The sequence below is a fragment of the Aeromonas sp. Y318-3 genome (assembly GCF_027706185.1).
Taxonomy (GTDB): domain Bacteria; phylum Pseudomonadota; class Gammaproteobacteria; order Enterobacterales; family Aeromonadaceae; genus Aeromonas; species Aeromonas veronii.
The window spans coordinates 26,724-45,742 of sequence record NZ_JAPDCN010000026.1; the positions used below are offsets into that span (position 1 = coordinate 26,724).

At 60.1% G+C, this 19,019-nt stretch carries 19 protein-coding genes; 10 read left to right on the forward strand and 9 right to left on the reverse strand.

The genetic code is table 11. The features are described from left to right. Positions 1 to 247 precede the first annotated feature (247 nt). Positions 248 to 1,024 (forward strand): glycosyltransferase family 2 protein, encoded by a 777-nt coding sequence (locus OKB77_RS22620; protein ID WP_005339515.1) that lies wholly within the window; start codon positions 248 to 250, stop codon positions 1,022 to 1,024. Positions 1,025 to 1,075: 51 nt separating this feature from the next. Here OKB77_RS22620 and OKB77_RS22625 read toward each other — a convergent pair whose 3' ends face one another. Next, the gene (locus OKB77_RS22625) at positions 1,076 to 2,113 is read right to left on the reverse strand and encodes a glycosyltransferase family 9 protein (RefSeq protein WP_064339015.1); all 1,038 of its coding nucleotides are present in this window, start codon (positions 2,111 to 2,113) and stop codon (positions 1,076 to 1,078) included. Between the two features lie 134 nt (positions 2,114 to 2,247). Here OKB77_RS22625 and coaD point away from each other — a divergent pair, with 134 nt between their 5' ends. Beyond that, positions 2,248 to 2,730 (forward strand): pantetheine-phosphate adenylyltransferase, encoded by a 483-nt coding sequence (gene coaD / locus OKB77_RS22630; protein WP_040069411.1) that lies wholly within the window; start codon positions 2,248 to 2,250, stop codon positions 2,728 to 2,730. Between the two features lie 105 nt (positions 2,731 to 2,835). On the opposite strand, the gene OKB77_RS22635 is transcribed toward coaD, so the two are convergent. The 6 genes from OKB77_RS22635 to radC all read right to left on the reverse strand — a co-directional run bounded on the left by OKB77_RS22635 (position 2,836) and on the right by radC (position 6,498). Then, positions 2,836 to 3,771, reverse strand: a complete 936-nt coding sequence (locus tag OKB77_RS22635; RefSeq protein WP_150390075.1) for a VirK/YbjX family protein — start codon at positions 3,769 to 3,771, stop codon at positions 2,836 to 2,838. Positions 3,772 to 3,885: 114 nt separating this feature from the next. Next, positions 3,886 to 4,698 (reverse strand): bifunctional DNA-formamidopyrimidine glycosylase/DNA-(apurinic or apyrimidinic site) lyase, encoded by an 813-nt coding sequence (gene mutM / locus OKB77_RS22640; protein WP_150390074.1) that lies wholly within the window; start codon positions 4,696 to 4,698, stop codon positions 3,886 to 3,888. A gap of 24 nt (positions 4,699 to 4,722) precedes the next feature. Further along, positions 4,723 to 5,178 (reverse strand): hypothetical protein, encoded by a 456-nt coding sequence (locus tag OKB77_RS22645; protein WP_270818553.1) that lies wholly within the window; start codon positions 5,176 to 5,178, stop codon positions 4,723 to 4,725. Positions 5,179 to 5,271: 93 nt separating this feature from the next. After that, on the reverse strand, positions 5,272 to 5,439 hold the full coding sequence (gene rpmG / locus OKB77_RS22650; protein WP_005307500.1) for a 50S ribosomal protein L33: 168 nt from the start codon (positions 5,437 to 5,439) through the stop codon (positions 5,272 to 5,274). Between the two features lie 11 nt (positions 5,440 to 5,450). Further along, positions 5,451 to 5,687 (reverse strand): 50S ribosomal protein L28, encoded by a 237-nt coding sequence (rpmB, locus tag OKB77_RS22655; protein WP_005307492.1) that lies wholly within the window; start codon positions 5,685 to 5,687, stop codon positions 5,451 to 5,453. 136 nt (positions 5,688 to 5,823) lie between these two features. Beyond that, on the reverse strand, positions 5,824 to 6,498 hold the full coding sequence (gene radC / locus OKB77_RS22660) for a RadC family protein (RefSeq protein ID WP_005339502.1): 675 nt from the start codon (positions 6,496 to 6,498) through the stop codon (positions 5,824 to 5,826). A 147-nt stretch (positions 6,499 to 6,645) separates the two neighbouring features. Here radC and coaBC point away from each other — a divergent pair, with 147 nt between their 5' ends. From coaBC to pgi, 5 genes are all read left to right on the forward strand, one after another. Beyond that, positions 6,646 to 7,848, forward strand: a complete 1,203-nt coding sequence (gene coaBC, locus OKB77_RS22665) for a bifunctional phosphopantothenoylcysteine decarboxylase/phosphopantothenate--cysteine ligase CoaBC (RefSeq protein WP_150390072.1) — start codon at positions 6,646 to 6,648, stop codon at positions 7,846 to 7,848. 82 nt (positions 7,849 to 7,930) lie between these two features. Further along, positions 7,931 to 8,389, forward strand: coding sequence for a dUTP diphosphatase (gene dut / locus OKB77_RS22670; protein WP_199416324.1), 459 nt, complete (start codon positions 7,931 to 7,933; stop codon positions 8,387 to 8,389). A 69-nt stretch (positions 8,390 to 8,458) separates the two neighbouring features. Continuing rightward, on the forward strand, positions 8,459 to 9,055 hold the full coding sequence (slmA, locus tag OKB77_RS22675) for a nucleoid occlusion factor SlmA (RefSeq protein ID WP_005339495.1): 597 nt from the start codon (positions 8,459 to 8,461) through the stop codon (positions 9,053 to 9,055). 165 nt (positions 9,056 to 9,220) lie between these two features. Then, positions 9,221 to 10,057 (forward strand): mechanosensitive ion channel domain-containing protein, encoded by an 837-nt coding sequence (locus tag OKB77_RS22680; RefSeq protein ID WP_088868140.1) that lies wholly within the window; start codon positions 9,221 to 9,223, stop codon positions 10,055 to 10,057. Between the two features lie 347 nt (positions 10,058 to 10,404). Next, on the forward strand, positions 10,405 to 12,054 hold the full coding sequence (gene pgi / locus OKB77_RS22685) for a glucose-6-phosphate isomerase (RefSeq protein ID WP_270818554.1): 1,650 nt from the start codon (positions 10,405 to 10,407) through the stop codon (positions 12,052 to 12,054). 155 nt (positions 12,055 to 12,209) lie between these two features. Here pgi and ilvC read toward each other — a convergent pair whose 3' ends face one another. Further along, positions 12,210 to 13,691: a ketol-acid reductoisomerase gene (ilvC, locus tag OKB77_RS22690; protein ID WP_199416325.1), complete on the reverse strand. Its 1,482-nt coding sequence runs from the start codon at positions 13,689 to 13,691 to the stop codon at positions 12,210 to 12,212. Between the two features lie 221 nt (positions 13,692 to 13,912). Here ilvC and ilvY point away from each other — a divergent pair, with 221 nt between their 5' ends. Then, positions 13,913 to 14,806: an HTH-type transcriptional activator IlvY gene (gene ilvY, locus OKB77_RS22695; protein WP_040069423.1), complete on the forward strand. Its 894-nt coding sequence runs from the start codon at positions 13,913 to 13,915 to the stop codon at positions 14,804 to 14,806. On the opposite strand, the gene OKB77_RS22700 is transcribed toward ilvY, so the two are convergent. Further along, positions 14,795 to 15,655 (reverse strand): hypothetical protein, encoded by an 861-nt coding sequence (locus OKB77_RS22700; protein WP_064339020.1) that lies wholly within the window; start codon positions 15,653 to 15,655, stop codon positions 14,795 to 14,797. The two genes, ilvY and OKB77_RS22700, sit on opposite strands and share 12 nt — an antisense overlap. A 192-nt stretch (positions 15,656 to 15,847) precedes the next feature. Between OKB77_RS22700 and OKB77_RS22705 the strand changes: the two genes are divergently transcribed. Both OKB77_RS22705 and OKB77_RS22710 read left to right on the forward strand, forming a co-directional pair. Further along, positions 15,848 to 16,039 (forward strand): hypothetical protein, encoded by a 192-nt coding sequence (locus OKB77_RS22705; protein ID WP_150390070.1) that lies wholly within the window; start codon positions 15,848 to 15,850, stop codon positions 16,037 to 16,039. Positions 16,040 to 16,112: 73 nt separating this feature from the next. Beyond that, positions 16,113 to 18,695 (forward strand): bifunctional acetate--CoA ligase family protein/GNAT family N-acetyltransferase, encoded by a 2,583-nt coding sequence (locus tag OKB77_RS22710; protein ID WP_199416326.1) that lies wholly within the window; start codon positions 16,113 to 16,115, stop codon positions 18,693 to 18,695. Positions 18,696 to 19,019 lie beyond the last annotated feature (324 nt).

The following is a 19,019-nucleotide window of genomic DNA, read 5'->3' on the forward strand; positions in this document are numbered from 1 at the left end:
GGTTAATCATCACTGGGCGAGATTATGCCCCAAGAATGACTGGATAAATAACAGAAGATCCTTGGCAATCCCCCCTGCCGTCTCATTTTTCCACAGGTCTTCTGAAGAGATGCAACGCCAGCCGAGCAGGCAAACAGCTGATAGAAACGGGCAATGTCGGCTCTCTCTTTGACCCGTTTTTCCGTTAGAATGGCCCATCAATACGCATTCGACCCGCCAGCCGGGCAATAACCGTGAGCCCCATTTCGTGAAAAAACCGACTCTGGCTGCCGTTCTGATCGTCAAGAATGAAGCCGACAACCTGCGCAAGTGCCTCGCCTCCCTCGACGGACTGGTGGACGAGATCGTCATTCTGGACTCCGGTAGTCAGGACGAGACCCCGGCCATTGCCGCCGAATTTGGTGCCCGCTTCTTCGTCAACGCCAAGTGGCCCGGCTTTGGCAAACAGCGCCGACTGGCCCAATCCCACGTGCAATCCGACTGGGTGCTGTGGCTGGATGCCGACGAGCGGCTCACCCCCGAGCTGAAAACCGCCATCGCCAATGTGATGGCCAATCCGGCCAGCGATACCATCTACTCGATCCCGCGCCTCTCCTGGGTGTTTGGCCGCTTTATCCGCCATAGTGGCTGGTATCCGGATCGGGTGCTGCGCCTCTACCCCAAGGCGCTCACCAGCTATAACGAGGCGCTGGTTCACGAAAAGGTAGAAGTGCGGGCCAACATGAAGATCGTCAACATTCATGGCGACCTGCTCCACTTCACCTATCGGGATCTGGAGCACTATCTGGTGAAATCCGCCGGTTATGCCCGCGCCTGGGCCGACCAGCGCACCGCCCGCGGCAAGAAGGGCTCTCTCAGTCAGGGGCTGATCCACGCTGTCGGCTGCTTCCTCAAGATGTACCTGCTCAAAGCGGGTTTCCTCGATGGCAAGCAGGGGCTGCTGCTGGCGATCCTCTCCGCCCACTCTACCTTCGTCAAATACGCCGACCTCTGGGTGCGCCAGCAACCGCAGCAGCCGGAATAACCGTCATACGAAACAGGGCCCCGCGGGGCCCTGTTTGCATTGCTGCATACGTTATTTGCGCCAGAAAGGCGCCGCCCAGCGGGCCATCACCGGCACCATGGTCTTGGGATCGAGTTGACTCATATCCTCAGGATGGTCGCTATCCTCCGGAGGGCTGAAGGCGAGGTGACGCCCTTCGCTGTTGAGGGGCTTCCAGCGCAGCGGAGTAGCGGAGCGGCGCATCGGGAAGAAGCCGATGGTCGGCACATCGAGCGCGCCGGCGATATGGAGCGGGCCAGTACTGCCTGCAACAAACAGGGCGGCGTTGGCCAGCACCTGACAGAACATCGGCAGACCATCGCTGGAGCGATAGATCCAGCCGTTGCCACCGTGGGCCAGCAGCTCGGCCGCCAGCTGTTCGGCCATCTTCTCCTCGCCCGGGCCTGCGGTCAGCACGCACTGCAGCTCGGGGCAGGCCTGATTGAGCTTGATGATGATGCGGGCGTACTGCTCGATGGAGAGGTTGTTGGCCGAGCCACCGCTGCCGGCATGCACCATCAACCAGGGGCGGCTGGCATCGAGCTTGAGCTTGAGTGCCAACTGCTCGCGCACCTCTAGCAGGGTCTCGTCATCGAACTGCAGGAAGGGGGTCTTGGGCTCCACCACGGCCACCTGCTGATCGGCCAGGAAGCGGCGGATCAGCTCCAGGTTGTACTCGGACTCCGGTTTCTGGGAGCGGGAGCGACGCTGCACCAGTCGCTGGTTGTAGAGCACCTGCGCCAGCTTGGTCGCCGGGGCCAGCCGGTAAGGGATGTGCGCCTTCCACACCAGCATGGCGTTGCGGGAGTTGGAGAAGAGGCAGATGGACGCGTCGAACGCAGCCGCCTTGATCCGCGCCAGCAGCGCTCGCTGTTGCTCCTTGTCGGCCCGCACGCCCGGATCGATGATCACCTCGTCAATCCAGGGGCAGAGCCGGGCCAGCGGCGCCGTGTAGGCCGGAACCAGGGCAGTCACATGACACTCCATGGAGCCTTTGAGCATGGCGAAGCTAGGCCACGCCAGCATGAAGTCACCAATCTTGTCATTGCGAACGACCAGAATACGTTTCATAAAAAATCCCTTTGCTCCCTGTCACCAATGCAAGGAGGCTTGATGCGCGATGGCGTATTCTTGCCTGATGCACTGCTATTCTCAAGCGACGACCTTATAATGCGACCAAATTTCCAGGTTGCAGGACCGCAAAGATGACTACCAGGGTGATCTATCCCGGGACTTTTGATCCCGTTACCAATGGCCACGCCGATCTCATCGGCCGCGCCGCCAAGCTGTTTGACGAGGTGGTGGTCGGGGTCGCCAACAGCCCGAGCAAGCGCCCGCTGTTCGATCTGGCAGAACGTGTCCAGCTTGTCCAGCAAGTGACCAGCACGCTTCCCAACGTCAAGGTGGTGGGCTTCTCCGGGCTGCTGGTCGATTTTGCCAAAGAGCATCAGGCCAACGTGCTGATCCGTGGTCTGCGAGCCGTCTCCGACTTCGAGTACGAGTTCCAGCTGGCCAATATGAACCGCCGCCTGATGCCGGAGCTGGAAAGCGTCTTCCTCACCCCGGCGGAGGAGAACTCCTTTATCTCCTCCACTCTGGTGAAAGAGGTGGCGCTGCACGGTGGCGACATTCGTCAGTTTGTCGATCCCGTGGTGGCCCAGGCCATCGCAGCCAAACAGAAAGGGTGATCCCCTTCCACACTGGCCATTCCCGACGGCAACTACGAACAAGGGCTACCCGTGGGTAGCCCTTGTTGTATCTCTCTCGCATGGAGAGGTCAGCCTGCTTGCCGGTTACTGACGGGCAAACCGCTCATTCATCTCCTGCACCAGCTGATCGAGCCACTCGTAGCGGCGCCGATACATGGCCCGCTTCTTGGAGGCGATCTCCTCCAGCGGCTTGCGCGGCTGGGCTTGCAGAGCAACGAAGTTAGCATCCACATCCCGGGCGTCGAATTCCTGCCACAACTCGTCATAATCGGCCTGTAGGTTGGCTTTCTGCTTGCTGCTGTAGCGCTTGGCCTGAAACACGTGGGCCCGCTTGCGCACCGCCAGCACCTCTGCCGCCCCCATGCTCTGCGCCAGTTGCAGCACCAGTTGCACCAGCAGGGATTTGGGCCGCAGGCCGTGCCCCTCTTTGGTCAGCTCGCGCACCCGATCCTGGGCATTGTCGACTGCAGGCTCCGGCCCCTGCATGGAGCCGATCATCAGAATCAAACGATCCACGCTGCCCGCCAGCGAAAAGGCGCAGCTGTAGAGGCGCTGCCCCTCGCCGTTGACGATGGATAGCGCCAGCTCGGCCTCGCGGCGGAAGGTGCCATCGTGGCGCAGCAGAATGCGGCAGCCGCTCTGGGGATAGTGCCCCAGCGCGATCCCCTCGCCCAGATAGAGGGGGTCGATCAGCTGCGGGTAGCACTCCAGCAGCAACCGATAGTGATTTTCCAGCATCTCGACCCGCTCACGGGCGCTGGCACAGGCGAAGCGATAGGGTCGCATCGGCTTGTCGAGCAGCTCGGGATAGACCGCTGGCAGCGCCTTGAGCGAGTCGCACTGAAACAGGCTGAAGACCCGGCTCAGCGACTTGCGATAGAGCAGGCTGCGCAGCACGAACTTGCCGCGATTGAAGGTTTTCCGGTCACATCCCTCGGGGTAGAGGAAGCGGGCCATGGATTTTGCGCAATAGCGCTCCTGCCGGGATAAATATTCCCAGTCTATTGATTTAACTGTCATTTTTATATTCTCAAACCGCCTGAACGGTCGGGATACTAGTGACAGCTGTGCAAATCTTCAACAGAGTGGAAATACGCTGTTACAACTTCCCCCGGATCGGGGCAAAAAGTGCGCTCAGCGCTGGCAATGACTGCAAAAAACCGTGGTACGCTGGCCCATTCTTGTCTCGGTCAGCAGGGTGTGACAGTGGAAACAGGGCTGACCGCCACGACCATAAACCTGCAACTGCTGCACGAAATAGCCCGGCTTGCCATCGGCACTGGTGAAATCCTTCAGAGTAGTGCCGCCCTGGCGAATCGCCTCGGCCAACACGCGCTTGATCTCGGCCACCAGGGTTCCCAGCCGCTCGGCACTGATATTGCCCGCAGCCCGTTTGGGGTGAATGCCGGCAGCATAGAGCGCCTCGTTCGCGTAGATGTTGCCCACCCCGACCACCACCTGATTGTCCATCAGGAACTGTTTGATGGCGGTGCTGCGCCCCTTGGCGCGCCCCTGCAGGTAATCAGCACTGAAGGCATCGGTGAGCGGCTCTGGCCCCAGCTTGGCGAGCAGCGCGTGGGCTTCGGCCGGTTCGCGAGTCCAGAGCAGGGCGCCGAAGCGGCGCGGATCGTTGAGCCGCAGCAGCTTGCCATTCTCCAGCTCGATATCCACGTGGTCGTGCTTCTCGGCCGGGGTGCCGATATCCAGTACACGCAGGCTGCCGGACATCCCCAGATGAAGGATGGCGGTACCGAAATCGGTCTCCAGCAGCAGGTATTTGGCACGGCGACGCACCCGATGGATGGTGAGATCCACCAGCTCCTGAATTTCACCGGGGATCGGCCAGCGCAGGCGGCCATCCCGCACCACTACACGCGTCACCTTGATACCGGTGAGCCAGAGGGAGATCCCCTGACGACTGACTTCAACTTCTGGCAATTCGGGCATTGGCACCTCGCAAGGAAAAGGAACTCAGGGGGCAGGACGCAGCAGATCGCGATACTGTTCGGCAGTGAGGGCGAGCCAGAGACCGGACGGCAGCTGGGCGCCATATTGGCCGCTGTTCTGATAGAGGCCGATCTCGACCGGATCGCTCTGGCCGGCAATCCACACCTTGATGGTCACCGGGGTGCCGCGCACCACCTCGCCGGGGGGCAGCAACCAGCCTTGCCAGCGTGCCAGCCGGGCATCCAGCTGCACCGTGTCGAGCCCCAGATCCGGCACACTGCGCCAGCCCTGACCAATCCGCTCAATCTGCCAGCTAGGCCCTTGCCAGGTGAGCACCACGGCCGCATCCGGCAGCAAGGGGCGAGTGCGCTTGGCGCTGTTCTCCTGCTGGGCAGTCTCCATACGATGCAACAGGGTGATCACGATCAGCACCACCACAATGATCACGTTATTCCAGCCTTTGCGGCTCAATTTGAACATGGCAAGCCTCCCTTTGAACCGGCAGTGTACTGAATTCGGCGCATAAAAAAACCCGGCACGAAGCCGGGTTTTTGGGAATGCAGCATCAAGTAATTACTTGATTTTGCCTTCCTTGTAAATCACATGCTGACGAACAACGGGATCAAACTTTTTGATCTCCATTTTTTCGGGCATGGTGCGCTTGTTTTTGGTAGTGGTATAGAAGTGACCAGTACCGGCGCTGGAGTTCAGGCGAATTTTCTCGCGAATACCTTTAGCCATGATCTAATTCCTTATACCTTAACACCGCTGGCGCGCAGTTCAGCCAGAACCACTTCAACGCCACGCTTGTCGATGATACGCATGCCTTTTGCGGATACGCGCAGGCTTACGAAGCGTTTTTCACTCTCAACCCAGAAACGGTGAGTGTGCAGGTTCGGCAGGAAACGACGCTTGGTGGCGTTGTTAGCGTGCGAACGGTTGTTACCAACTGCCGGGCGCTTGCCGGTTACTTGGCATACTCTAGACATGTCAGTCTCTCCAAATCTTACTTCATTGCTCGAGCAAATATCTGCCCCGCTGGCCTTCGATTGCGGGGCAAACAGAAGGCGGCATTTTATACAGCATCCGTGATCAAAGATCAACTAATACGGTGCCAGAGCACAGTTATAGCCAACCGCGCTCGGCAAAAGAAACCGTGATGCCATCACCGATCACCAAGTGATCCAGCACTCTGATATCGATCAGGGCCAAAGCGGCCGTGATCCGATCCGTGATCTGGCGGTCGGCCCTACTGGGCTCGGCGACGCCGGACGGGTGATTATGCGCCAGAATCACCGCGGCTGCATTATGTTTGAGCGCGATCTGCACGATTTCTCTTGGCCAGACGCTCGCCGAGTCGATGGTGCCGAAAAAAAGCTCAACAAATTGAATGACTCTGTGCTGATTGTCGAGCAACAGCAGGGCAAACACTTCCCTCGGCCGATCCCGCAGCTGGGCCTGCAGATAGTCCCGGGTCAGCTGGGGCGAGGTGAGTGCATCGCCCCGTTGCAACTGCTCGGCCAGATGGCGTCTGGCCATCTCCAGCACCGCCTGCAACTGGGCATATTTGGCCGGGCCAAGGCCGTGCGCCTCGCAGAATGCCCGTTGATCCGCGCCCAGCAAGCTGCGCAAAGAGCCGAATTGATTCAATAGATTACGTGAAAGATCCACTGCACTCAGGCCATTGACGCCAGTGCGCAGAAAGATGGCGAGCAGCTCGGCATCGGAGAGCGCCGCAGGCCCCTGACGCAGCAACTTCTCTCTGGGGCGTTCATCTTCCGGCCACTCTTTGATGCTCATTTGTCTCTCCCTCATCCCTGTTGAGAAAAAACATAGCAAAAAATTGCGCGCGCCCGACCACACCCCTTGATGCCAACCCCTGTCGTCATCCATTGCCTGTGGTATCTTAGCCGACCAGTCAGAATGAGCCGGATAGAGAAACAGCAGATGAGATTGGCCGATAAACGCATCCTGTTGGGTGTCAGTGGCGGGATCGCCGCCTACAAGAGTGCCGAGCTGGTACGCCGCCTGAAAGATCAGGGCGCCGAAGTGCGGGTGGTGATGACCCGCTCCGCCAAGGAGTTCATCACCCCGCTGACCCTGCAGGCGGTCTCCGGTCATCCGGTGGCCTACAGCCTGCTGGATCCCTCTGCCGAAGCGGGCATGGGCCATATCGAACTGGCCAAGTGGGCCGATTTGGTACTGATCGCCCCCGCCAGCGCCAACCTGATGGCCCGTATGGCGGCCGGCATGGCCGACGAACTGCTGACCACCCTCTGTCTGGCCACTCCGGCACCGGTCGCGCTGGCACCAGCCATGAACCAGCAGATGTATCTCAACGCCGCCACCCAGGCCAACCTCAAGACCCTGGCCAGCCGCGGCATCCTGCTGTGGGGGCCGGATGCTGGCAGCCAGGCCTGTGGCGATGTGGGCCCGGGGCGGATGCTGGATCCCCTCGAACTGGTGGATCGCTGCTGTCAGCAGCTGGCCGCCGAGCCCTTGCTGGCAGGCGTCAAGCTGTTGCTCACCGCAGGGCCAACCCGCGAGGCGCTCGATCCGGTGCGCTACATCAGCAACCACAGCTCCGGCAAGATGGGCTACGCCATCGCCCGAGCTGCCCGTGAAGCGGGCGCCGAAGTGACGCTGGTGAGCGGTCCGGTGACGCTAGCTACGCCTGCGGGCGTGACCCGTGTCGATGTGGAGAGCGCGGAGCAGATGCATCAGGCGGTGATGAGCCGGGTCGGCGAGTGCGACCTCTTCATCGGCTGCGCGGCGGTGGCCGACTATCGCCCCGAGCAGGTCGCCAGCCAGAAGATCAAGAAAACCGGCGACAACGACCAGATGGTGGTGAAGCTGGTGAAAAACCCCGACATCATCGCGGCCGTCGGTGCCCTTTCAGACAAACCCTTCACCGTCGGATTTGCCGCCGAAACCGTGGATGTGGAACAATACGCCCTCGACAAGTTGCAGCGTAAGCGGCTGGACATGATCGCCGCCAACGATGTGTCCCGCGAGGGGCAAGGCTTCAACGCCGATGACAACGCCCTGACCGTGTTCTGGCAAGGGGGCCAGGCCCCGCTGCCGCTGGCCGACAAGCTGACGCTGGCCCGTCACCTGATCGCCCTGATTGCCCGCCACTACCGGCACTGAGCGTCCCGAAAGAACAAAACTCACGGCGCCCCGCCCTTGCCAAGAGGGGCGCCAATACAAGATCCAACTGAAAAAGCGATTCATGACTACACAAATTGAACTGAAGATTCTGGATGCCCGTATCGGTACCGAGTTCCCGCTGCCCGCCTACGCCACACCGGGCTCTGCCGGCATGGATCTGCGCGCACTGCTGGATGTGCCGCTGACTCTGGCTCCGGGTGATACCACCCTGGTGCCGACCGGTCTGGCCATTCACATCCAGGATCCGGGTCTGTGTGCCACCATCCTGCCCCGCTCCGGCCTCGGCCATAAGCACGGCATCGTGCTGGGCAACCTGGTCGGTCTGATCGATTCCGATTACCAGGGTCAGCTGATGGTATCGGTCTGGAACCGCGGCAAAGATGAGTTCACCATGCAACCCGGCGAGCGCATCGCCCAGCTGGTGATCATGCCGGTGGTTCAGGCCAGCTTCCAACTGGTCGATGAGTTCAATCAGAGCGAACGGGGTGAAGGCGGTTTTGGTTCTTCTGGTCGCCAATAACAGACCACACCAGCCCGATGGGCGGTGCCTAATAATAGAATCAAGCCATTGTTTTTTTTAGGGGAATCCATGGCAAGCAGTAATCAGAAACAGAGTCGGCGCGATCAGATCCTGCAGGCGCTCGCCCATATGCTGGAAACCAGTCCGGGTCAGCGCATCACCACGGCCCGTCTGGCGGCCGAGGTCGGCGTCTCTGAAGCAGCCCTCTATCGACATTTTCCCAGCAAGGCGCGGATGTTCGAGGGGCTGATCGACTTTATCGAGGATTCCCTGCTGTCACGGGTCAATCTGATCATGGCGGAAGAGAAGGACACCATGGCACGCTGCCACCACATCCTGCAGCTGCTGCTGGTGTTCGCCGAGCGCAATCCCGGCATCACCCGTATCCTCAACGGCGACGCCCTGCTGGGTGAGCACGATCGGCTGCGGGATCGCATCAGCATCCTGTTCGACAAGCTGGAGACCCAGATCAAACAGGTGCTGCGCGAGAAGCGGCTGCGCGAGGGGCAGGGCTTCCAGCTCGACGAGACCATGTTGGCCAATCTGCTGCTGGCCTACACCGAAGGTCGCATCAGCCAGTTCGTGCGCTCCGAGTTCAAGCTCAAGCCGACCGCAGGTTTCGAAGATCAGTGGCAATTTATCCGCAGCCAGCTGCTGCAGAGCTGATGGTTTTTTCGCATCATTCAGCAAAAAGAAGGGAGGCTTTGGCCTCCCTTCTTTTTTGTGTCAGGTTTTTATGGCAGAAAAGAAGTACCAGATGCGACCCGTACTGTCGCGCTGCGGTGTTAGATTTATCCACCATAAACCTTTTAGAACCTGACAGGACATCCTATGGAACCCGAAATCATTACCGAAGCGCAGACCTGGCTGGTCAATAATCAGGGACTGCTGATCGAATACGGCGTCAATATCGCCGCCGCCCTGCTGACCCTGCTGGTCGGCTATATCGCCGCCAACCTCATCAGCGGTGGCGTGGTCAAGGTGATGCAGGCCCGCAAGCTGGACACCACAGTCACCCACTTCGTCGGCAGCATCCTCAAATACGCCATTCTGGTGTTCGTAGTGATCGCTGCGCTGGGCCGTGTCGGCGTGCAGACAGCCTCCTTCGTCGCCATTATCGGTGCCGCCGGTCTGGCCATCGGTCTGGCGCTGCAAGGCTCGCTCTCCAACTTCGCTGCCGGCTTCCTGCTGATCATCTTCCGCCCCATCAAGGCGGGCGAGTTTATCGAAGTGGCAGGCACTGCGGGTGTGGTGCAGTCCGTTCAGCTCTTTACCACTACCCTCACCTCCGGTGACAACAAGATGGTGGTAGTCCCGAACTCCGCCATCCTCAACGGCACCATCGTCAACTACTCGCGTATGGATACCCGCCGCGTCGACATGACCTTTGGCATCGGCTACGGCTCTGACCTGCGCAAGGCCAAACAGATCCTCGAGCGTCTGGTAAGCGAAGAGCCGCGCATCCTGAAAGATCCGGCAGCCACCATCGCCGTTGCCGCGCTGGCCGACTCCTCGGTCAATATCGTGGTGCGCCCCTGGGTGAAAACCGCTGACTACTGGGGTGTCTGGTTCGACTTCCACGAGAAGGTGAAACTGACCTTTGATGCCGAAGGCATCGAGATCCCCTTCCCGCAGATGGTGATGCACATGCAAAAAACGCAGGCGTGATCGCGGTTCTGCTGCAACAGACAATGCCAGCCTTCGGGCTGGCATTGTCGTTTCTGGCCCCAGCCCATGGCCATGTCGGTGCATAACCACGCCAACCGGATGAAAACAATTTCAGGCTATCGGGGTGGCCCCAATCATGAGCAAGCGCAAGATCCGCCTTGCTTTCGTGACACATAATCCCAATGTTCTGGTTGTATGCTCCCGGCAGTGACCCATTGCGGTAAAAGACAATCGGTAAAAATCTGTTACACGGGCCGCCCGATCGGCTCGCTATAATGCTCGGATAATAAGGTTTGGCGGGACCTTGCCTGCAAGGTTCAAACACAACTTGGCATTTCAGGAATCCTATGAAAAATATCAATCCAACCCAAACCCAGGCCTGGCAGGCACTGGAAGCCCACTTTGCAGCAAACAAAGAGACCCGACTCAAGGATCTGTTCGCGCATGACCCGAAGCGCTTTGACAAGTTTTCCCTTACCTTCGGCGGCGACATCCTGGTTGATTACTCGAAGAACCTGATCACCGAAGAAACCCTCAAGTTGCTGGTTGATCTGGCCAAAGAGACCGATCTTCGCAGCGCGATCGATGCCATGTTCAATGGCGACAAGATCAACATGACCGAAGGCCGCTCCGTACTGCACGTGGCCCTGCGCAACCGCTCCGACCGCCCCATCGAGTGCGACGGCAAGGATGTGATGCCTGAAGTGAACGCTGTACTGGCCAAGATGAAGGGCTTCTGCGAGAAGGTCATCTCCGGCGAGTGGAAAGGCTACACCGGCAAAGCGATCCAGCACGTGGTCAACATCGGTATCGGTGGCTCCGATCTCGGCCCGGTGATGATCACCGAGGCACTGCGTCCCTACAAAAACCACCTGCAGATGCACTTCGTCTCCAACGTCGATGGCACCCACATCGCCGAGACCCTGAAGAAGATCGATCCGGAAACCACTCTGTTCCTGGTGGCCTCCAAGACCTTCACCACCCAGGAGACCATGACCAACGCCCTGACCGCCCGCGACTGGTTCATCAATATCGCCGGTGACAAGGCCCACGTTGCCAAGCACTTCGCAGCCCTCTCCACCAACGGCAAGGCCGTGGCCGAGTTCGGCATCGACACCAACAATATGTTCGAGTTCTGGGACTGGGTTGGCGGCCGCTACTCCTCCTGGTCTGCCATCGGCATGCCCATCGCCCTGTCTGTCGGTTTCGAGAACTTCGAAGCCCTGCTGCAAGGCGCCTTCGAGATGGACATGCACTTCGCCACTGCCTCCTATGAGCAGAACGTGCCGGTGCTGCTGGCGCTGATCGGCCTGTGGTACAACAACTTCTACGGTGCCGAGTCCGAAGCCATTCTGCCGTACGACCAGTACATGCACCGCTTCCCTGCCTACTTCCAGCAAGGCAACATGGAATCCAACGGCAAGTACGTGGATCGCAACGGCAAGCCGGTTGACTACCAGACTGGCCCCATCATCTGGGGTGAGCCGGGCACCAACGGCCAGCACGCCTTCTACCAGCTGATCCACCAAGGCACCAAGCTGATCCCCTGTGATTTCCTGGCACCGGCCATCAGCCACAACCCGATCGGTGACCACCACCCGAAACTGCTGGCCAACTTCTTCGCCCAGACCGAGGCACTGGCCTTCGGCAAGAGCAAGGAAGAGGTTGAAGCCGAGTTCCTGGCTGCTGGCAAAACCCTGGAGCAGGTCAAGGATCTGGTGCCGTTCAAGGTGTTCGAAGGCAACCGCCCGACCAACTCCATTCTGTTCAAGAGCCTGACCCCGAAAACCCTGGGTGCCCTGATCGCCATGTACGAACACAAGATCTTCGTACAGGGCGCAATCTGGAACATCTTCAGCTTCGACCAGTGGGGTGTGGAGCTGGGCAAACAGCTGGCCAACAAGATCCTGCCGGAGCTGGGCAACAACGAGGCTGTCACCAGCCACGACTGCTCCACCAACGGTCTGATCAACACCTGGAAAGCGTGGAAAGCCTGATTTATCCAGCCTTTCTGAATGCAAAAGCCCCGCTCGATGAGCGGGGCTTTTTTATGACTGTCAGGCTGAGTTTTCTGGCTGGCCGAGCGGGTGTCCAGTCCGACCGGCGACGGGGATCGTCATCCCCCCCCTTCATCATCCTGCCCGATGCAGACTTAACCGCCAACGGCGATGCGTTTCATGTCCTTCATGTAACCGCGCAGTACCTGGCCGATTTTTTCGATCGGGTGGTTGCGGGTCGCTTCGTTGGCCGCCAGCAGCGCCAGGTTATCCACGCTCTGCCCTTCCGCCTTGCTGGCACCCAGATCGCCCGCCTTCAGGGTCGGCATGAAGCGCTCGCGCAGCAAGGGCACAGCGGCGTTGGCGAACAGGTAGTTTCCGTACTCGGCGGTATCGGAGATGACCACGTTCATCTCGTACAGACGCTTGCGGGCAACGGTGTTGGCGATCAGCGGCAACTCGTGCAGGGATTCGTAGTAGGCAGACTCCTCGTAGATACCGGAAGCCACCATGGTCTCGAACGCCAGCTCGACACCCGCCTTGACCATGGCCACCATCACCACGCCATTGTCGAAGTACTCCTGCTCGGCAATCTTGCCAGCGAACGCCGGGGCGTTTTCGAAGGCGGATTTACCGGTCTCTTCGCGCCAGCCGAACAGCTTGGCATCGTCTTCGGCCCAGTCGGCCATCATGCCGCGGGAGAAATCACCGGCGATGATGTCGTCCATGTGCTTCTCGAACAGCGGGCGCATCAGGGTCTTGAGCTGCTCGGAGAGCTCGAAGGCGCGCAGCTTTGCAGGGTTGGAGAGGCGATCCATCATCAGGCTGATGCCACCCTGTTTCAGGGCTTCGGTGATGGTCTCCCAGCCGAACTGGATCAGCTTGCCGGCGTAGGCCGGGTCTGTGCCTTCGGCAACCAGCTTGTCGTAGCAGAGCAGGGAACCAGCCTGCAGCATGCCGCAGAGGATGGTCTGCTCGCCCATCAGGTCGGATTTCACTTCCGCCACGAAGGAGGATTCCAACACCCCGGCACGGTCGCCGCCGGTGGCAGAGGCCCACGCCTTGGCGATGGCCATACCTTCGCCTTTCGGGTCATTTTCCGGGTGAACGGCGATCAGGGTCGGTACGCCGAAACCGCGCTTGTACTCCTCACGCACTTCGGTACCCGGGCACTTGGGCGCCACCATCACGACTGTGATATCGGAGCGGATCTGCTGACCCTCTTCCACCACGTTGAAGCCGTGGGAGTAGCCCAGCGCGGCGCCCTGCTTCATCAGCGGCATCACGGTTTTCACCACGTCAGAGTGCTGCTTGTCCGGAGTCAGGTTCAGCACCAGATCGGCGGTCGGGATCAGCTCTTCATAGGTACCGACCGCGAAGCCGTTGTCGTTGGCTTTCTGCCAGGAGGCGCGCTTCTCGGTGATGGCAGCCTTGCGCAGGGCGTAGGAGATATCCAGCCCGGAGTCGCGCATGTTCAGACCCTGGTTCAGACCCTGGGCACCACAGCCCACAATCACCACCTTTTTGCCCTTCAGCACGTTGCAGCCGTCCGCGAACTCTTCGCGCTGCATGAAACGACACTTGCCCAGCTGGGCCAACTGCTGACGCAGGTTCAAGGTGTTGAAATAGTTAGCCATGGTGATTGCTCCGTTCGATTGATTCCATGCCGGATAGCGGCGTTGTCTGAACCACTATAGCGCGGGACACTTATTGCCTGAACTGATATATTCGAAATAGTACGTTGCAATAACTGAAACGATCCCCCTTCATAATTGCCTGCTGAATGTACCGCGAGATGGCAGAAACAAGCCGCCAACCGCTGGATATCGGGCACATATGCCGCGCCAGGAGCTGAAAGATGGACCTTCGCAATCTCGAGCTGTTTCTCCACCTCGCCGACTCCCTTCATTTCGGCAAAAGCGCCGATGCCATGGCGGTCAGCCCTTCCACCCTAAGCCGCGCCATCCAGCGGCTGGAGCAGGAGACAGGCTGCATCCTGTTCGAGCGGGACAACCGCTCGGTGCGGCTCACCCCCGCCGGTGAGAAGCTGCGCGAATTCGGCGGGGGCCTGTTGCAGGAGTGGCGCCAGCTCAAACAGGAGCTCAAACGCAGCGACGAGCCGCTGCAAGGTCGTCTGCGGGTCTTCTGCTCAGTCACTGCCAGCTACTTTCTGCTGCCCGAGGTACTGGAGCGCTTTCGCCGCCGCTACCCCCAGCTGGAGATCAAGCTGGAGACCGGTGACCCGGCGCTGGCGGTGGACAAGATCCTGGCCGATGAAGCCGATCTCGCCATCGCCGCCCGTCCCGATGCCCTGCCCGCCAAGCTGGAGTTCGCCAGCCTGCAGCAGGTGCCGCTGGTCTTTATCGCGCCGCGCAACGCCCCGCAACTGAACCAGTGGTTCCGTCAGGGAGAACCTGATTGGGAGCAGCTGCCAGTCATCCTCTCCGAGCAGGGCTTGGCCCGCAAACGCAGCGATCAGTGGTTTCGCAACAAGGGGATCGCCCCCAACATCTACGCCGAAGTGGCGGGTAACGAGGGGATCGTCGCCATGGTGGCGCTCGGTTGTGGCGTGGGGCTGGTGCCGGCGGCGGTGATCGACCATAGCCCGCTCGGCGACAAGGTGCGGATCATCGACCTCAAGCCCGCCTTCAAGCCATTTGATGTGGGGATCGGGGTGCTCAAGAAGCGGCTGGAGGAGCCGCTGATCCGCGCCTTCTGGGATACCGCGCAGAATCAGGGCTCACTGCGCTGACACCGGATTATAGATAAGGGCCGGATCGACCATCATGACGCGACTGGGCTGCGGCAAGTCGGGGTTGTGCAACTCGAGGCGCACCCGCTCATCCAGTTTCAACCGCCGAATGGTGCTGCCAAATCCCTCTTCAAAGACCCGGTCAAAAGCACCAGACTGCCGCGCCCGCAGCAGGCCAAGCTCGATGCGCTGCGCCAGCTCCGGATATTTGGGCGAAACAAAGAAGAGCAGCGCCAGCGGATAGCGAAACACCAGATGGGGCTCGATGGCGAGATCGGGATGCTGCCTTAGCTCATCCTCGACCTCGATGACCGAGCGCAGGAAGCAGTCAAAGCGCTTCTTGCGCAGCATGTTGAAGAGCGCCTCATAAAGATTGCCCACCGTCACCTTGAGGCCGTTAGCCCGCAGCAACTGGGTGTCTGGCCAGGATCTGTGCTGGCCGATGGAGAGCCCGGCGCGATGCCAGTCCGCCAACGATCCGATCGCGGCAAAACGCCCCTCATCCCCCTGCCGAACCAGACACACCCGCCACCCCAGCAGCCCCTTGGCCAGCGGAATGTGGATTGCCAGCAACTCCCGCTCTCGCTCACCATCGGGGGCAAAGACACCGACCTGAACCAGCTCGCCGCTACGCAGCTCCTTCACCGCCCGCCCCTGCTCCATCTGCGGGCTGGAGACCAGCTGGTAGGGGCCATATTCGGGCACGGTGAGATCGAGGGAGAGGCGCAGCAACTGGACGACGGCGGGGTTGGGATGATCCAGCAGCAGATTCCAGGCGCGGATAGGCTGCTCGGCTGCCGATACGCCAACCGTCCATAGTGCCATGCACCACCACCAGAGTCTGATCATCCTGCGCACCATCCGTGCCTCGTGCTCCTCGCCATACTATAACGTCAGCCAGCGCCTCAACGACGCCCTCTCTGAAAGATGTTTGAGCGCTCTCGTGTCAAATCTCGTGTCAAAAGTGACAATAGGCAAACCCGGCAGGTCATCGCAGACTGGGCGTTCATCAACAAACGCCAAGGCGCAGGGAGGAGAGCCATGAAACAGCATCTGGTAGAGATCAAGGGTTCAACCCTGTTTGACGAGTATCTGCAGAGCATGGGCGTGCCCAGTACGGCGCTCGATCGGGAGCAGGATATCTATCTGCAGGAACGCCACCTGGGAGCCATTCGCCGGGTGCAAGGCGAACTGCGCTTTTATCTGCGTGCCAATGCCCTGAAAAAACGGTGATCAGGATCCGGTCACAGAACCCGCAGCAAAGGCATATTAGACTGGTATCTTCCCCCTTTTGTCGGGAGTGCCCATGAAAGCAAGCGGTCTGGATCGGCTGTTCAAACCCCACTCAATCGCCGTGATCGGCGCCTCGACCGACCCGCTCAAGGCGGGTCATGTGATCGTGCGCCACCTGCTGGCGGGTCACTTCAAAGGGCCCATCCTGCCAGTCACCCCGCGCAGCAAGGCGGTGGCCGGCGTGCTGGCCTATCCCGATATTGCCAGCCTGCCACTGGCTCCGGATCTCGCCATCATCTGCACTCGCCGGGAGCGGGTCATCCCCCTGCTGGAGGCGCTCGGCCAGAAGGGAACAGGCGCAGCCATCATCCTCGCCGCCGATTTTTCACAAGATGAGCGGCAGGAGCTGAAACGGCTCTGCAAGCAATATGGCATTCGCCTGCTCGGCCCCAACAGTATGGGGATGCTGCTGCCCGGTCAGGGGCTCAATGCCAGCTTTTCACCGATTGCCGCCAAGCCCGGGCAGGTCGCCTTTCTCTCCCAGTCTGCTGCGGTCAGCACCACCATTCTCGACTGGGCCAAGCAGCATGAGCTGGGATTCTCTGCCTTTATCTCCCTTGGCGATCACTGCGACATCGACTTCGGCCAGCTGCTGGATCAACTCTCCCGCGACAGCGTCACCCGCGCCATCCTGCTCTACATGGACAAGCTGCACGATGCCCGCCATTTTCTCTCGGCGGCGCGCGCCGCTTCGCGCAACAAACCGATCCTGGTACTGAAAAGCGGACGCCACGATCCGGCCCACGGCCTCGACAACGTCTATGACGCCGCCATCCGCCGCGCCGGCATGTTGCGGGTGCGGGATACCCACGAACTATTCGCCGCGGTAGAAACCTTGAGCCACTCCATGGCCCTAAAGGGGGAGCGGCTCGCCATCATCTCCAATGGCCGCGGGCTGGCCAATATGGCGGTGGATGTGCTGCTGGAGCGGGGCGGCAAACTGGCTCGCCCGCCGCTCGATATCGGCAGCGATGCCACCATCGCCACCTATCAGGAGGCGTTGGACAGCGTGTTGCAGGAGGATGGTATCGACGCCATCCTGATCATCCACGCCCCCTCGCTCACGGCCCCCAGCGCACCGCTGGCCAGCCACCTTATAGCCCACCTGAAACAGCACCCCAAAGCTCGCCGTTTCAATATTCTTACCAACTGGGCAGGCGAGTACTCGGCGCAGGAGGGGCGCAAGCTCTTTACCGAAGCGGGCATCCCGACCTACCGTACCCCGGAAAGCGCCATGGCAGCCTTCATGCATATGGTGGAGTACCGCCGCAACCAGAAGCAGCTGATGGAGACCCCCGCCTCCCTGCATGGCAACCAGCTCAATATCGAGCTCTGCCAGCAACTGATCCGTCAGGCGCAGGAGCGCAAGCAACTGAGGCTGGATACTCATCTGGTACACCCGATTTTGCAAGCCGCAGGTCTCTCGACCCTGCCAACCTGGATCGTCACCGACGCCATCGAGGCGACCCTCACAGCCGAGCAGATCGGCTACCCGGTGGCGGTAAAACTGCGCTCGCCCGATATCCTGCACAAGTCTGCCGTACACGGTGTGGTGCTCAATCTGCGCACCTCGGCCGAAGTGGCGCAAGCCGCAGATGCCATTCTGGACAGGGTCAAACAGCATGATCCGGGCGCCCGCATCGAAGGCTTGCTGGTGCAACGCATGGCTCGCCGCAGCGGCGGCCTCGAGCTGCGGGTACGGATCCAGCAAGACGCCATCTTTGGCCCCGTCATTCTGCTGGGTGAGTCGGGTGCGGAACCGCAGGAGATGGTGGCTGCCTTGCCACCGCTCAATCAGGCACTGGCTCGTTACCAGATCATCGGAGCCCTCAAGAGCCGCAAGATCCGTGAACAGGCCACACCGGAACGACTGGATATCGATGCCCTCGGTCAAGTGCTCTGCCAGCTCTCCGAGCTATTGCTCGCCTTTCCTGAGATTCAGGAACTGGACCTGCACCCGCTACAAGCGTGCGGTACCGAAATGGTGGTGCTGGATGCCAGCCTCACGCTGGCTGACCCCGCCATCCCGGCCAGCAACCTACTGGCGATCCGCCCCTATCCTACCGAGCTGGAAGAAGGTGCTTGGCTTAAAGATCAGCGCCATATCCTGCTGCGCCCGATCCGGCCGGAAGATGAACCGGCTCACAAGCAGTTCGTGCTGCAGGTCTCCGATGAAGACAGGTACAAACGCTTCTTCGCCGACGTGGGTGAGCTGGGTCATGAGGAGCTGGCCCGCATGACCCAGATCGATTACGACCGAGAAATGGCGTTTGTTGCCGTAGGGCAGGATGGGGAGCGCAAAGATCAGATTCTCGGGGTGGTGCGCGCCATCTCGACGCCGGATCTCAGCGATGCCGAATTTGCCATTCTGGTTCGTTCCGACCTGAAAGGACTGGGGCTCGGCAAACTGATGATGGAGAAGATCATCCGCTACGCCAGCGAGCAGGGGATTGGCCAGCTCTCCGGCATGACCATGCCCAGCAATCGCGGCATGGTCAACCTCGCCAAACGGCTTGGCTTCAAGATCGACGTCCAGATGGAAGAGGGGGTGGTCAATATGGAACTGCCCTGTAGTCAGCAGGCGGCAGAAGGCTGATTTGACCACCTGCAGAGTCGTTCAAATGGCAGTAAATGAAACTGATAAGACTCTGAGATAGCCCGAAAATGGTGGAAATAATCGGCTATCTGGCCATTCTTCCGACAGGTAAAAGCCTGACATTGGCGATATAACGCACTAAAAATACAAAAGCCCGGTTATGAAACCGGGCTTTGTGTTGGTTCTTGCGTACAAATCTGTGGGACTTATGGGCAAAACTGCCCATAGCAAAAAGGCCTTCCCAATCGGGAAGGCCTTCAAATTAGTGGCGGAGCGGACGGGACTCGAACCCGCGACCCCCGGCGTGACAGGCCGGTATTCTAA